Genomic DNA, 13,972 nt, shown 5'->3' on the forward strand with positions numbered 1-13,972 from the left:
CGCTAGTCTTTCTCAATAATACTTTTTGCAATCTTCAAATCTGTCACTGTTGAGATTTTTAAGTTTGAGTATTCGCCCTTAGCCAAGGCCACATCTTTTCCTTTGATTACAAAGATCTTACATGCATCTGTCAAGATTTCCTTCTCTTCAGCAGAGAGAGCCGTAAAGGTCCATGAAGTCCTTGCAACGGAATGTTTGAGGTGTTTGTCCTTGATAGAGGTGAGCACGATTTGGAATATCTGTAATGAATTGACCATTAGTGCTTTCAACGATAGTATCAACCGCTTCTACCACTGTGTCCACTGCATCATGATTTTGAGCAAGTTTGATATTGTCCTGAATCATGCGAAGCGTAATGAACGGACGAACAGAATCGTGGGTAACAACGATGTCCTCTGGTGTAAGCGGACGATAAGCATCGATGGCTTCAATGATTTTCTCAATACTCGTATTACGGTCAGCACCACCTTTTGTAATAATGATACGCTCCTTATGAAGAGGTAGATATTTATCTACAAGATCTTCTGCATGGGAAACCCAGTCTCCGTGAACACCAACCACAATTTTTTCAATGCTTGGTTCTAAGACAAATTTTTCAATTGTATGAATCAAGATAGGTCGATCACCTAGCTCTAAAAATTGTTTTGGCAAGTTACTGATTCCCATACGTGTGCCAGTTCCACCAGCAAGAATTCCTGCATAAATCATCTATTTTCTCCTTTGTCTTACTAAAAAAACTTATTCTCTCTATTATACCACAATCTAGTCCTATCATGAAAGAAATACCGGCCCTCCTGTTCTAGAATAGGAGGATTAAGCAGTTCCATTATTCAAAGAAACTAGTCCATTTCTAGTAGTGACTAGGAATTCTGTAGTCATTACTAATAAATGGCTGTGAAATTTTAGAGTTCTTCAGAATAATATAGTTTTCTTAAAGAAAGCTTAAAATATAACTTTGAAACTCCAAAGTGATTGCTTGGCTTACTGCCCTTCATTTCTTATTAGCTAACTTTATGATATAAATACGAATGGGCTCAGGACAAGTCTTTAAAATAAAAAATAACCAACTGCCACAAGAGCTCCAGAACCTAAAAATGCTTTTAGATTTTGCCAAAAATGATTGTTATTCGGAGTTTCAATAGATTGATTGATCTCAGAAAGAGAGACCTTTTTGTAAGAAGACATCGGAATATTCACTTTCTAATCTTGTCTTTGCCTATTTTATTAATGGAGTTTTGAAAATATAATGAAAATAATTTCCTATTTCCAATTTATTCTTATTATATCACATTTTGAAATGATTCTTAAGGAAAGCATGATAGTTAAAACAAGCAAGAACAGTATTGAAAAAAACCAGCGTTTTCTGACGCTGGTTTTAAAAATATGAAAAAATTTTTCTCAACTAGATCACTTCTGTGACAAAACTACGGCTTTCCAATACTTTGAGCATGGCGTTAGCTGTATCTAGGGCTGTGAAGAGGGGCACTCCGTGTTCAATAGCTGAACGACGAATCTGCTCACCATCTTCGTCTGCAGTTCGTTTGGTTCCTACTGTATTAATGATAGCTTGGATTCTTCCTTTGCGAACAAAACTTGGAATATCCTTATCGTCATCACCAATCTTACCAACAGGTTGGGCTTGCAATCCATGACTGGCAAAGAAGGCTGCTGTCCCTTCTGTCGCGAGGATTCCATAGCCAATATTTTGGAAACGACGAGCCAAGTCCAAGGCTTCTTCTTTGGCATCATCAGCGATGGTAAATACAACGTTACCAAAAGTTGGCAAGTGTAAGTAAGAAGCTTCAAAGGCCTTATAGAGAGCTTTTTCCAAAGTAGTATCAGAACCCATAACTTCACCTGTTGACTTCATTTCAGGACCAAGTAAGCTGTCTACCTTAGCTAGTTTGGTAAAGGAGAAGACAGGTGCCTTGATATGAACGCGGGTGCTTTCAGGGTAAAGTCCATCTTGGTAGCCAAGTTCTTCAAGTTTTTGACCAAGAATGAGCTTGGTCGCTACTTGAGCCATAGGGATATTGGTCACTTTAGAAAGGAATGGAACCGTACGGCTAGCACGTGGATTGACCTCAATAACGTAGACTTTTTCATCCTTGATGACAAACTGAATGTTCATCATTCCAAGGCAGTTAAGACCGATTGCTAGGCGTTTTGTGTAGTCTGCAATGGTTTTCTGAACCTTTTGCGACAAGGTTTGTGGTGGGTAAACGGCCATTGAGTCACCTGAGTGGACACCGGCTCGTTCTATGTGCTCCATGATACCAGGGATGAGAACATTTTCTCCGTCTGAAATGGCATCAACTTCACACTCTTGTCCAACGATATAAGAGTCAACAAGAACTGGATGGTCTGGACTAGCCTTAACCGCTGTACGCATGTAAGAACGAAGATCTTCTTCATTTTCTACGATTTCCATGGCACGTCCACCAAGTACATAAGATGGGCGAACAAGAACTGGGAAGCCAATCTTGCGAGCTGCAAGGACTGCTTCTTCTTCATTGGTAGCCGTTTGTCCTGGTGGCTGTGGAATATCCAAGTCTTTGAGAGCTTGCTCAAAGAGGTCACGGTCTTCAGCTCGGTCTAGGTCGGCAACCTGTGTACCAAGGATGGTCACACCTGCTTTTGCCAATGGCTCCGCAAGGTTGATGGCTGTTTGACCACCGAACTGAACGATAACACCTTTTGGTTGCTCCAAGTCGATGACATTCATAACATCTTCAAATGTCAATGGCTCAAAGTAAAGCTTGTCTGATACAGAAAAGTCTGTTGAAACGGTCTCTGGGTTTGAGTTCATGATGATGGCTTCGTAGCCAGCAGCCTGGATAGCCTTAACCGAGTGAACAGTTGCGTAGTCAAACTCAACCCCTTGACCGATACGGATTGGACCTGAACCTAGAACTAGAACGGATTCCTTATCAGACTTGATAGACTCATTTTCCCATCCATAGGTTGAATAGAAGTATGGTGTTTCAGAGTCAAATTCTGCCGCACAAGTATCTACCATCTTATAAACTGGGACAATCTTGTTTTCCAAACGAAGTTGGCGGACTTGGTCAGCTGTCGTTTCCCAGAGTTCAGCAATCTTACGGTCTGAAAATCCATTAAGTTTGGCAGTTTTCAAAACGTCTAAATCTTGTGGATGAGCGCCCAATTCTTGCTCAATTTCAAAGATGTGCAAGAGTTTATCAAGATAGAAGATATCGATTTTTGTAAGCTCTGCAATCTCTTCAGGTGTATAACCACGACGAATAGCTTCTGATACGTAGAAAAGACGGTCATCTTGGGCTTTGACAACTTTTTCAATCAAGGCATCATCAGAAACTGATGCAAGTTCAGGCATTTCATTGTGGTGCACACCAATTTCAAGGGAACGACAAGCTTTAAGGAGAGATTCTTCGATGTTTCGACCGATTGCCATGACTTCTCCAGTTGCCTTCATCTGTGTCCCAAGACGGCGCTCACCTTTTTCAAACTTGTCAAATGGGAAACGTGGAATCTTGGCAACAACGTAGTCAAGGGCAGGCTCAAACATGGCATAGGTTGAACCCGTGACTGGGTTAATAACCTCATCCAAGGTCAAACCTACAGCAATCTTAGCAGCCAATTTTGCAATCGGATACCCTGTCGCCTTAGATGCCAGGGCTGAAGAACGAGACACACGAGGGTTTACTTCGATGACATAGTACTTGAAGCTGTGGGGATCAAGGGCTAGCTGAACGTTACATCCCCCTTCAATCTTAAGGGCACGAATGATGCTCAAGCTCGCGTCACGAAGCATTTGGTTTTCATAGTCTGACAGGGTTTGCGCAGGGGCAAATACAATGGAATCCCCTGTGTGAATCCCAACTGGGTCAAAGTTTTCCATGTTACAAACAACCAAAGCATTGTCAGCTGAGTCACGCATCACTTCGTATTCGATTTCCTTGAAACCTGCGATTGAACGTTCAATCAAACATTGGGTAACAGGTGACAATTTCAAACCATTTTCAGCGATTTCACGCAATTCTTCCTCGTTTGCACACATACCACCTCCAGTACCACCAAGTGTAAAGGCTGGACGAACGATGACTGGGTAGCCAATTGTTGCTGCAAAGGTAACAGCTTCTTCGACGGTGTTGACAATTTCAGATTCTGGGATTGGTTGGTTGAGCTCTTCCATCAATTGTTTAAAGAGGTCACGGTCCTCCGCTTGGTCAATGGCAGATAGTTTAGTACCCAGAAGCTCAACACCAAGTTCATCTAGGATACCATTTTTAGATAATTCCATGGCCATGTTGAGACCTGTCTGACCACCGAGTGTTGGTAGCAAGGCATCTGGACGTTCCTTACGAAGAATACGTGTCACAAACTCAAGTGTAATTGGTTCAATATAAACCTTATCAGCAATTTCCTTGTCCGTCATGATAGTTGCAGGATTTGAGTTAACCAAGACAACCTCATAACCTTCCTCTTTCAAAGACAAGCAAGCCTGGGTCCCAGCGTAGTCAAACTCAGCAGCCTGACCAATAATAATCGGACCAGAACCAATCACCATAATTTTTTGAATATCAGTACGTTTAGGCATATATAAGATATTAAGGGCGTCAAGCGGACAAAGCTAAAATAGGAGTTATGACGAAGAACTGTCAGTTCTAGGAATAACTATCTTTTTAGCACCGTCCGTAGCCCGTATTCAGTTCAGCAAATACGGAGCACCCTTCTCCTTTCTATTCGTCGCCTCACAGAGCGACATTAAATAAATTCTCCGACGATTTTTTAGCGAAACGATACTTTTCGGTAAAAAATCTAGTGCAGGGAGTTTTTAGTTCGCCTGATAGCGACTAAAAGAAACGACCTGCCTTTCTATTCGGCAACTCTCAGGTTGCCATTAAATAAGATACAAAGGACGAATAGAAAGCGATTGAATTTTAGGAAACCCAGGAAGGATTGACAATCCAAATTGGTTTCTCTAAATTCCGATCTTTCCGTCCGTGTTCAGTTACATAAATTCTCCGACGAGCTTTTACTCGTTCTTAGTTTGATTGTTTAAAAGCTTCCATCATCTCGATAAACTCGTCGAATAGGTAGCTTGCGTCGTGTGGACCAGGGGCTGCGTCTGGGTGGTATTGGACAGAGAAAGCAGGTTGGTATCTGTGGCGAACTCCTTCAACTGACTTATCATTGATTTCTTCGTGGGTAATGATTAAGTGCTCTGGCAAGTCCTCACGGCTGACTGCATAACCATGGTTCTGGCTAGTAAAGTCTACTCGTCCTGTAGCAATTTCGCGTACCGCATGGTTAAATCCACGGTGACCAAATTTCATTTTATAAGTTTTTGCACCATTAGCCATGGCAAAGAGTTGATGTCCCATACAAATACCAAAGATTGGAATTTTCCCTTGCACACCGCGAATCATGTCAAGTGCTTGTGGAACGTCTTCTGGGTTACCTGGCCCATTTGACAACATCACTCCGTCAGGATTAAGATGAAGAATTTCTTCAGCCGTTGTCGAATAAGGGACAACAGTCACGTTACAGTTGCGTTTTGAAAGTTCACGTAAGATTGAGTGCTTGAGACCAAAGTCCACTAGCACTACACTCAATCCAACCCCAGGAGCTGGATATGAAGTTTTAGTAGAAACCTGTTTGATATTATCTGTCGGCAAGACTGTCGCTTGGAGCTGGTCCGTCACATGGTCCATACTGTCCCCAACATGGGTCAAGGTTGCACGCATAGTACCATGCTTACGGATAATCTTGGTAAGGGCACGAGTATCAATTCCTGAAATACCAGGAATTTTCTTAGCTTTCAAAAATTCATCCAAGGTCATTTGATTTCGCCAGTTGCTAGCTCTACGCGCTTCTTCAAAAACAACGACTCCCTTACAAGTTGGAATAATCGATTCATAATCATCACGGTTAATTCCATAATTTCCTACCAAAGGATAAGTAAAGGTCAAGATTTGTCCATTATAAGACTGGTCTGTAATGGATTCTTGGTAGCCGGTCATCCCTGTATTAAAGACGATTTCGCCTGTTACATCAATATCTGCTCCGAAGGCCTTGCCTTCAAAAACTGTGCCATCTTCTAATACTAGAAGTCTTTTTGTCATATTTTCACCTCTCGTGGACGCTCACTGGCGTCTTTTAACGTCTTGTGTTTTAGTTGGCGTTTCTACTCGCCAGTACGGATTCTAAGATTGCCATTCGAACAAAGACACCATTGGTCATTTGTTGGACAATCCGTGATTTTGGTGCTTCAACCAAGTGATCTGCGATTTCTACATCACGATTGACTGGAGCTGGATGCATAAGGATTGCTGTTTCTTTCAAACGGTCATAACGTTCCTGAGTCAAGCCATGTTGGGCATGGTAGTCTTCTTTTGAAAAGACAGCTCCACTATCATGGCGTTCATGTTGAACACGGAGAAACATCATAACATCCACCTGATCAATGATTTCATCAATGGTTACAAACTCTCCATAGTCTGCAAACTCTTGACTTCTCCATTCCTCAGGTCCAGCAAAGTAAAGCTCAGCTCCCAAGCGTTTCAAAATCTGCATATTGGATTTGGCAACGCGTGAGTGATCCAAGTCACCTGCAATTGCAACCTTGAGACCCTCAAAGTGACCAAATTCCTCATAAATAGTCATCAAATCAAGCAAGCTCTGGCTAGGGTGTTGACCCGAACCATCTCCACCATTAATGATGGAAGTCGTAATCGTGGGACTAGCAATTAACTCTCTGTAGTAGTCAACCTCTGGGTGGCGAATCACACAGACGTCAACTCCTAAAGCAGACAGAGTCAGGATGGTATCATAAAGTGTCTCACCCTTATTAACTGAACTAGTCTTGACATCAAAGTCAAGTCGTTCCAATCCCAATTTAATCTCTGCCACTTCAAAGGACTTATGCGTCCGTGTAGAATCCTCAAAGAAAAGATTGGAAACAATCGGATGGTCCTCGTAGGGAAGCTGAGCTCCGTTTTTAAACTCAATTCCTCGCTTGATCAATTTCATCACTTGATCGACAGTGAGGTCTTCCATGGACACCACATGGTTCAATGCTTGTTGATTTTCTGACATGGCTACCCCTTTAGCTTTCTAAGCTTCTTCAGTAATCAGAACTCTGTCTTGGCCATCAAGTTCTGTCATCTCTACGATGATTTCTTCAGAACGACTGGTTGGGATATTTTTTCCAACGTAATCTGGACGGATTGGCAATTCTCTATGTCCACGATCGACTAGAACTGCTAAACTCACGCGCGCAGGACGACCATGACCTACAATATTATCAATAGCAGCACGGATGGTTCGACCTGTATAGAGCACATCATCCACCAAGATAACTTCACGGTCTGTCACATCAACAGAAACCAAAGAAGTATCTTCTCCACTTTTAACATCATCACGGAAAGGTTTGGTATCCAATTCCACAACAGGAACTGAAAGATTTTCTAGCTGCTCCAAACGTTCTTGGATTCGGTGGGCGATAAAGACACCGCGAGTTTTAATACCAGCCAAGACGATTTTATTCAAATCTTTGTTGCGTTCGATAATCTCATAAGTAATACGCGTAATCGCTCGTTTGACGGTCAATTCGTCTACAACTTCTTTTGCCTTCATGACAAACCTCCAAAAAGAAAAGTCTCCTTAAACAAGGAGACTTGAAATGTATAGCTAAGTAAGCCCTACTGCAAACAGTATAGACTTCACCCTACTACTTAATCGTTCTCCTTGCCTGCCTCACGGGACAGGTTTAAAGGAATATTTAGTTATCAAATACTATAGCACAAAGCATGCTTAAAATCAAGCAAAAACTTTTGAAACCCCATCTTATAAATTGCTTATAAATTGCTAAAGTCATATAACTGTGGGTACTGGTCACACTCTGGATTTTTAGGATGGCAAATGGCTCTTCCAAAATAAATCATGGCCTGATGGGCAGCTAACCACTGCTCCGGTGGCAAGATATCCATGACCCGCTTTTCCACCTCAAGCGGTGTCGCTGATTTTTTGACAATATCGTGGTGTTTGCAGATACGCTCCACATGAGTATCCACTGCAAAGGCTGGAATCCCAAAGCCCACACTCATGACAACATTGGCTGTCTTGCGACCAACTCCTGCAAGACTTTCCAATTCCTCACGTGTTTGAGGAACTTGGCCATCAAAATCATCTAGTAACTGTTGGGCACATTTTTTAAGGAATTTAGCCTTATTCCGATACAGTCCCAGGCGAGAAATGTGTGAAGCAATCTCACTCTCTGTAGCTACAGACATGGCTTGTGGCGTTGGAAAGGCAGCAAAGAGACCTGGTGTAGCCTTATTTACCGCTGCATCCGTTGTCTGAGCTGACAACATGACCGCAACTAGTAGTTCAAAATGATTGGTAAAATCAAGACTGGGCTTGGCATCTGGAAACAGAGCAATTATTTCTTCCAGCACTTTTCGTGCTCGTTTTTTTGACAAGACCATTATTCGTCTCCGTCAAATAGTCCTTGTAAGCCAGCAAAAGGACTGTTTTCTTCTTTCTTAACTGCCTGTTGGGCTTGGTATTCTTCTTCTGTCATGATTTGCCAGTCATTTCCTGAAACAAATCCTTGACCAGCCTCTTCTTCAGCCGTCAAGACCTTGATAGGAATGTTGAGAAGGATATTATCTGACACGCTCTCAGCAAGATCAAGTTCTCCATTTTCGATAGGCAAGACCAAATCATCATCTAGAACTTCTTGATCTAGCTGGTTAGTTGCGCCTTCCATGAAAACTTCCGTTACTGGATAAGATTCAACTAACTCAACTGGCTCCATACTGCGACTTGAAGCAAGAACAATGGTATAAGATAGTTGATAATCTAAGAAATACATACGGTCTTCGTACTGTACTTTCCCAACTGCAAGGATATCTTTTACATCTAAAATTTCTTGATTGCGTGCACGCAGGTCTGCGGCTAGGTCTAACGTTTGTTCAAAATGCAAGCCTTCAGACTGCTTACGAATTTCTTGAATATTTAATTTCATACTTCCTCCATAAAGATTTACTCTCTTGATTATACCATGAAAAGGCTACAAATCAGCACAGCAAACTTTATAATTAAAATTCGATTTTCAACATATTTACTATGACATTTTGTTTTTTACTGCTATACTATAGGCAATAATACATCAGAGCAAGGAGGATGCTCACATGGAAGACAAAGAACTCATTACTAATGCAACCCAACTCCTATCCGAGTTAAATAAAAGTTTCCAAAGTTGCAAACAGGGTAGGGCAGATGATATTCGACTACAAGAGCTGCTAAATACTACTCTGCAAGAGCTCAAAAAAGCGGAAAAGTTGAACAACAGTATCTTAATCGATCTTGAGAAATTTTACCAACGTACCAGTCTTCTGATTGGTCTTGGTAGCCTAAAACTAAATGATCAAGCACGCAGCGCTTGGCGCAACTATGACAAGTTCCATTACGAGCATATCAAACACGTACTAACTCTTTATGGACCTGTTTTTGGATTCTAGAGATTAGAATTATCAGTTTTCTGTTGACAAAATATCCTGAAAGGTATAGGATAGAGGTACTAATACTCGGAGGTAAGGGAGACATGAACAACTAAGTCTATCAAATAAAGAACTTTATTTAGTAGATCTTGTTTTTGTCTCTTTTTGCATGCTCTTTTTGCACTAGATTTTCTAGTACTTTATCTTCTATGAAAATCAAAAAACTAGAAAGCTATGCTCCTCTTGGGTTGGGTTAGGCAACTCCAAGCTAGTTTGACGAGTTTTTCAACGAGGATAATAGAGTTTTGACAGTGACTTTGGGCTCTACTAGATAAAGTAGAGCTTTTTGTTATGCACTATGAACATTCTAGAAAGGACAATCATATGATAAAAATCAATCACCTGACCATCACACAAAATAAAGATTTACGAGACCTTGTATCTGACCTAACAATGGCCATTCAATACGGAGAAAAGGTCGCTATTATTGGCGAAGAAGGAAATGGCAAATCAACCTTGCTTAAAACTCTAATGGGGGAAGCTTTGCCTGATTTCACTATAAAGGGAGACATTCAATCTGATTATCAATCAATAGCCTACATTCCTCAAAAACTCCCCGAGAAGCTGAAAAAGAAAACTCTACACGACTACTTCTTTTTAGATTCTATTGATTTAGACTACAGTGTCCTCTATCGTTTAGCTGAGGAATTGCATTTTGATAGCGATCGCTTTGCTAGTGACCAAGAGATCGGGAGCCTCTCGGGTGGCGAAGCTTTGAAAATTCAGCTCATCCATGAGTTAGCCAAACCCTTTGAGATTCTATTTTTAGATGAACCTTCAAATGACCTAGACCTTGAGACAGTTGATTGGCTAAAAAGTCAGATTCGAAAGATTAGGCAAACTGTTATTTTCATTTCCCATGATGAAGACTTTCTTTCTCAAACGGCAGACACTATTGTCCACTTGCGACTGGTCAAGCACCGTAAAGAAGCAGAAACACTAGTAGAGCATTTAGACTATGATTGCTATAGTGAGCAGAGAAATGCTAATTTTGCCAAACAAAGCAAGCAAGCTGCTAACGACAAAAGAGCCTACGATAAAACCATGGAAAAACATCGGCGAGTCAAGCAAAATGTAGAAACTGCGCTTCGAGCTACTAAAGACAGTACTGCAGGTCGCCTATTGGCTAAAAAGATGAAAAATGTTCTCTCTCAAGAAAAACGTATTGAAAAGACAGCTCAGTCCATGACCCAAAAACCACTTGAAGAGGAAGAAATTAGACTTTTTTTCTCAGATATACAGCCATTACCGACATCTAAAGTCTTAATCCAACTGGAAAAAGAAAATTTGTCCATTGACGACCGTGTTTTGGCTCAGCAGCTACAACTAACTGTCCATGGCCAAGAAAAAATCGGTATTATCGGGCCAAATGGTATTGGAAAATCAACTCTGTTAGCCAAGGTACAGAGAATTCTGAATGATAAAAGAGAGATTTCCCTTGGTTTTATGCCACAAGATTACCACAAAAAACTGCAATTGGATTTATCACCAATAGCCTATCTCAGCAAAACTGGTGAAAAAGAGGAACTACAGAAAATCCAATCTCACTTAGCTAGTCTCAATTTCAGTTATCCAGAAATGCAGCATCAAATTTGCTCCTTATCTGGCGGACAACAGGGAAAACTCCTGCTTTTGGATTTAGTGCTGCGTAAACCAAACTTTCTCCTGCTGGATGAACCTACACGAAACTTTTCTCCAACTTCTCAACCTGAAATAAGAAAACTCTTTGCAACCTATCCAGGCGGTCTCATCACTGTTTCGCATGACCGTCGTTTCTTAAAAGAAGTTTGTTCAACAATTTATCGCTTGACAGAGTATGGTTTGGAAGTGGTTAATTTACAAGATTTATAAATTTGCAACATAGCAGATAGGTGGGGCAAAAAGTCAATTTCAGGAGAAAAGGAAGTAAATCTCCCCGTAATAAAACGCATAATATCAAGTTTTTTGCACACTTGATATTATGCGTTTTTCAGATTTTAAAGACTTTTTCCAGCCTTCATTTCACATATGTTTTAAACGTTCAATCCGTTCTGAAATAGGTGGGTGGGTATAAAATAGTTTTTGGAACCCTCCCCCTTTCTTGGGATCATTGATATAGAGTGCGCTGCTGGCATCATCGACAGGACGACTCATCGGTTTACTATTATCCAACTTACGTAGAGCATTAATCATCCCTTGAGGATTGCGGGTCAACTCGACACTGGAAGCATCAGCTAGGAATTCCCTCTGACGAGAAATAGCTAGTTGCACCAAGGTTGCAGCGAGAGGTGCCAGCACAATAGCTAGTAGGGAAAACACTAGCATAATGATTTCAAGACCATTTCTATCTCTATCATCGTCACTTCGTCTGCGACCTGCGCCACCCCACCACATCATACGACCTGCCATACTAGAAAGCATGGTGATAGCACTAGCAAGGGCAACAGCAATAGTCGAAATGCGAATATCGTAGTTACGAATATGACTGACTTCATGTCCCATAACAGCTTCTAGTTCTTCACGATTCATGATAGCTAGGAGACCTGACGTCGCAGCAACCGCCGCATTTTGAGGGTTAGAACCTGTCGCAAAGGCATTTAAGGCTGGATCATCAATGATGAAAACACGAGGCATAGGAATCTGAGCCACCATAGCCATATCTTCTACTACATGGTAGAGGTTTGGTGCCGTTTGTTCATCCACCTCACGCGCTCCATTCATGGACATGACGATCTCTGTCGATTGAAAAATCATGGATAAGGCATAGATAAAGCCGATAATCAGTGCGATAACCAAACCACCAAGCCCAGATCGCATAAAGAGGTAACCAACTGCATAGCCAACAAGAGCTAGGAGTAGGAAAAATACCAGCAACAAAATCCACGTTTTTCGTTTATTGCTTGCAATTTGATCAAACAACATCTTAGTCACCTAAACCGCTAAAATCAACTTTAGGAACTGCCTTTTCCTCTTCTGGTGTTTGAAGGAAATCTGCTGCTTTAAATCCAAACATCCCAGCGATAATATTGCTTGGGAAAGTTTCTAATTTTACATTGTAGTTGCTGACAACACTGTTGTAGAGTTGACGAGAGTAAGAAATTTTATTTTCTGTATTTGTCAACTCCTCTTGCAATTTAACAAAGTTTGCACTAGCTTTCAAATCTGGATAGCTTTCTGCAACTGCAAAAATACCTGAAACCTGACGAGTAAGTGCATCACTAGCTTTCATAGCTTCTGCTGGTGAAGTCGCTGCCGCCACTTGGTTACGTAGTTCTGCCACCTTTTCAAGGGTAGAACCTTCATATTTGGCATAACCTTTTACAGTCTCAATCAAGTTTGGCAAGAGGTCATTTCGACGTTTCAACTGAACATCAATCTGACTCCAAGCCTCCTTTGTTTGCATACGATTCTTAACCAAACCGTTATAGCTAACAATCACAAAAATCACAACAAGAGCTAAAACTCCAAGAATAATCCAAGTCATGATATAAGTCCTTTCTGCTTTTAGATTAGTACCAGTATATCAAATTTTTAATGATTGTGGTAAAATAAGATGATACTAAAGAAGGAAAAAACTATGAAACCAGAAACATTTTACAACTTGCTTACCGAGCAAAATCTTCCACTTTCGGACCAGCAAAAACACCAATTTGAACGTTATTTTGAGCTATTAGTTGAATGGAATGAAAAGATTAATCTAACAGCTATTACAGACAAGGAAGAAGTTTATCTCAAACATTTTTACGATTCTATTGCACCTATTCCGCAAGGTTTGATTCCCAATGAAACTATCAAACTGCTTGATATCGGGGCCGGGGCAGGATTTCCTAGTCTACCAATGAAAATTCTCTATCCTCAGTTAGATGTGACCATCATTGATTCGCTCAATAAGCGCATCAACTTCCTGCAACTTTTGGCTCAAGAACTAGATTTGGACGGTGTTCATTTCTACCATGGACGTGCCGAAGATTTTGCCCAAGACAAGAACTTCCGTGCCCAGTTTGATTTGGTAACTGCCCGTGCTGTAGCTCGTATGCAGGTTTTGTCTGAATTGACTATTCCCTACCTTAAAGTTGGTGGCAAACTATTGGCACTCAAGGCTAGCAATGCTCCTGAGGAATTATTAGAAGCTAAGAATGCCCTCAACCTCCTTTTTAGTAAGGTCGAAGACAATCTCAGCTACGCTCTACCTAATGGAGATTCGCGTTATATCTCAGTGGTAGAAAAGAAAAAAGAAACACCAAATAAATATCCAAGAAAGGCTGGCATGCCCAACAAACGCCCACTTTAAATTTTTTAGTAAAAAATGTTTACAAAGTGTACTGCACCCCAAAAGTTAGACAGAAAAAATCTAACTTTTGGGGTGTTTTATTATGAAATTGAGTTATGATGATAAAGTTCAGATCTATGAACTTAGAAAACAAGGATATAGCTTAGAGAAGCTT

The 13,972-nt window shown here is 41.0% G+C and carries 11 protein-coding genes and 3 pseudogenes; 4 read left to right on the forward strand and 10 right to left on the reverse strand.

Annotation, left to right across the window (positions count from 1 at the left end; translation table 11 throughout):
- Positions 1 to 2 precede the first annotated feature (2 nt).
- The 8 genes and pseudogenes from QM818_RS02680 to QM818_RS02715 form a co-directional block, all read right to left on the reverse strand.
- Positions 3 to 708: pseudogene (locus QM818_RS02680) on the reverse strand (IspD/TarI family cytidylyltransferase).
- A 351-nt stretch (positions 709 to 1,059) separates the two neighbouring features.
- A pseudogene (locus tag QM818_RS02685) lies at positions 1,060 to 1,185 on the reverse strand (Nramp family divalent metal transporter); the annotation flags it as partial.
- Positions 1,186 to 1,402: 217 nt separating this feature from the next.
- Positions 1,403 to 4,579, reverse strand: a complete 3,177-nt coding sequence (gene carB / locus QM818_RS02690) for a carbamoyl-phosphate synthase large subunit (protein ID WP_261081188.1) — start codon at positions 4,577 to 4,579, stop codon at positions 1,403 to 1,405.
- Positions 4,580 to 5,027: 448 nt separating this feature from the next.
- Positions 5,028 to 6,107, reverse strand: a complete 1,080-nt coding sequence (locus tag QM818_RS02695) for a carbamoyl phosphate synthase small subunit (RefSeq protein ID WP_000166853.1) — start codon at positions 6,105 to 6,107, stop codon at positions 5,028 to 5,030.
- Positions 6,108 to 6,156: 49 nt separating this feature from the next.
- On the reverse strand, positions 6,157 to 7,080 hold the full coding sequence (locus tag QM818_RS02700; protein ID WP_261081187.1) for an aspartate carbamoyltransferase catalytic subunit: 924 nt from the start codon (positions 7,078 to 7,080) through the stop codon (positions 6,157 to 6,159).
- An 18-nt stretch (positions 7,081 to 7,098) separates the two neighbouring features.
- Positions 7,099 to 7,620: a bifunctional pyr operon transcriptional regulator/uracil phosphoribosyltransferase PyrR gene (gene pyrR / locus QM818_RS02705; protein ID WP_004257972.1), complete on the reverse strand. Its 522-nt coding sequence runs from the start codon at positions 7,618 to 7,620 to the stop codon at positions 7,099 to 7,101.
- A 221-nt stretch (positions 7,621 to 7,841) separates the two neighbouring features.
- A complete protein-coding gene (nth, locus tag QM818_RS02710; protein WP_000244443.1) occupies positions 7,842 to 8,471 on the reverse strand; it encodes an endonuclease III in 630 nt (209 codons plus the stop codon).
- Positions 8,471 to 9,013 (reverse strand): YceD family protein, encoded by a 543-nt coding sequence (locus QM818_RS02715; protein WP_000773212.1) that lies wholly within the window; start codon positions 9,011 to 9,013, stop codon positions 8,471 to 8,473. The genes nth and QM818_RS02715 overlap by 1 nt, the downstream gene beginning before the upstream one ends.
- 166 nt (positions 9,014 to 9,179) lie before the next feature.
- Here QM818_RS02715 and QM818_RS02720 point away from each other — a divergent pair, with 166 nt between their 5' ends.
- Complete coding sequence (locus tag QM818_RS02720; RefSeq protein WP_261081185.1) at positions 9,180 to 9,509, forward strand: helicase BlpT; 330 nt, start codon at positions 9,180 to 9,182, stop codon at positions 9,507 to 9,509.
- A 330-nt stretch (positions 9,510 to 9,839) separates the two neighbouring features.
- A complete protein-coding gene (locus QM818_RS02725) occupies positions 9,840 to 11,399 on the forward strand; it encodes an ATP-binding cassette domain-containing protein (protein WP_261081184.1) in 1,560 nt (519 codons plus the stop codon).
- A gap of 150 nt (positions 11,400 to 11,549) precedes the next feature.
- On the opposite strand, the gene htpX is transcribed toward QM818_RS02725, so the two are convergent.
- Both htpX and QM818_RS02735 read right to left on the reverse strand, forming a co-directional pair.
- Positions 11,550 to 12,449: a zinc metalloprotease HtpX gene (gene htpX / locus QM818_RS02730; protein WP_261081183.1), complete on the reverse strand. Its 900-nt coding sequence runs from the start codon at positions 12,447 to 12,449 to the stop codon at positions 11,550 to 11,552.
- Position 12,450: 1 nt separating this feature from the next.
- On the reverse strand, positions 12,451 to 13,011 hold the full coding sequence (locus QM818_RS02735) for a LemA family protein (RefSeq protein ID WP_000219846.1): 561 nt from the start codon (positions 13,009 to 13,011) through the stop codon (positions 12,451 to 12,453).
- 93 nt (positions 13,012 to 13,104) lie between these two features.
- Between QM818_RS02735 and rsmG the strand changes: the two genes are divergently transcribed.
- Both rsmG and QM818_RS02745 read left to right on the forward strand, forming a co-directional pair.
- Entirely contained in the window at positions 13,105 to 13,818 is a 714-nt protein-coding gene (gene rsmG / locus QM818_RS02740) for a 16S rRNA (guanine(527)-N(7))-methyltransferase RsmG (protein ID WP_261081182.1), read from the forward strand.
- 82 nt (positions 13,819 to 13,900) lie between these two features.
- A pseudogene (locus tag QM818_RS02745) lies at positions 13,901 to 13,972 on the forward strand (transposase); the annotation flags it as partial.

It is taken from the genome of Streptococcus mitis (assembly GCF_047464035.1).
In the GTDB taxonomy this organism is placed as follows: domain Bacteria; phylum Bacillota; class Bacilli; order Lactobacillales; family Streptococcaceae; genus Streptococcus; species Streptococcus mitis_DX.

Coding starts and splice junctions, on each gene's coding strand:
- carB (WP_261081188.1), bottom strand. CDS start 4,579: ATGCCTAAACGTACTGATATTCAAAAAATTATGGTGATTGGTTCTGGT.
- QM818_RS02695 (WP_000166853.1), bottom strand. CDS start 6,107: ATGACAAAAAGACTTCTAGTATTAGAAGATGGCACAGTTTTTGAAGGC.
- QM818_RS02700 (WP_261081187.1), bottom strand. CDS start 7,080: ATGTCAGAAAATCAACAAGCATTGAACCATGTGGTGTCCATGGAAGAC.
- pyrR (WP_004257972.1), bottom strand. CDS start 7,620: ATGAAGGCAAAAGAAGTTGTAGACGAATTGACCGTCAAACGAGCGATT.
- nth (WP_000244443.1), bottom strand. CDS start 8,471: ATGGTCTTGTCAAAAAAACGAGCACGAAAAGTGCTGGAAGAAATAATT.
- QM818_RS02715 (WP_000773212.1), bottom strand. CDS start 9,013: ATGAAATTAAATATTCAAGAAATTCGTAAGCAGTCTGAAGGCTTGCAT.
- QM818_RS02720 (WP_261081185.1), top strand. CDS start 9,180: ATGGAAGACAAAGAACTCATTACTAATGCAACCCAACTCCTATCCGAG.
- QM818_RS02725 (WP_261081184.1), top strand. CDS start 9,840: ATGCACTATGAACATTCTAGAAAGGACAATCATATGATAAAAATCAAT.
- htpX (WP_261081183.1), bottom strand. CDS start 12,449: ATGTTGTTTGATCAAATTGCAAGCAATAAACGAAAAACGTGGATTTTG.
- QM818_RS02735 (WP_000219846.1), bottom strand. CDS start 13,011: ATGACTTGGATTATTCTTGGAGTTTTAGCTCTTGTTGTGATTTTTGTG.
- rsmG (WP_261081182.1), top strand. CDS start 13,105: ATGAAACCAGAAACATTTTACAACTTGCTTACCGAGCAAAATCTTCCA.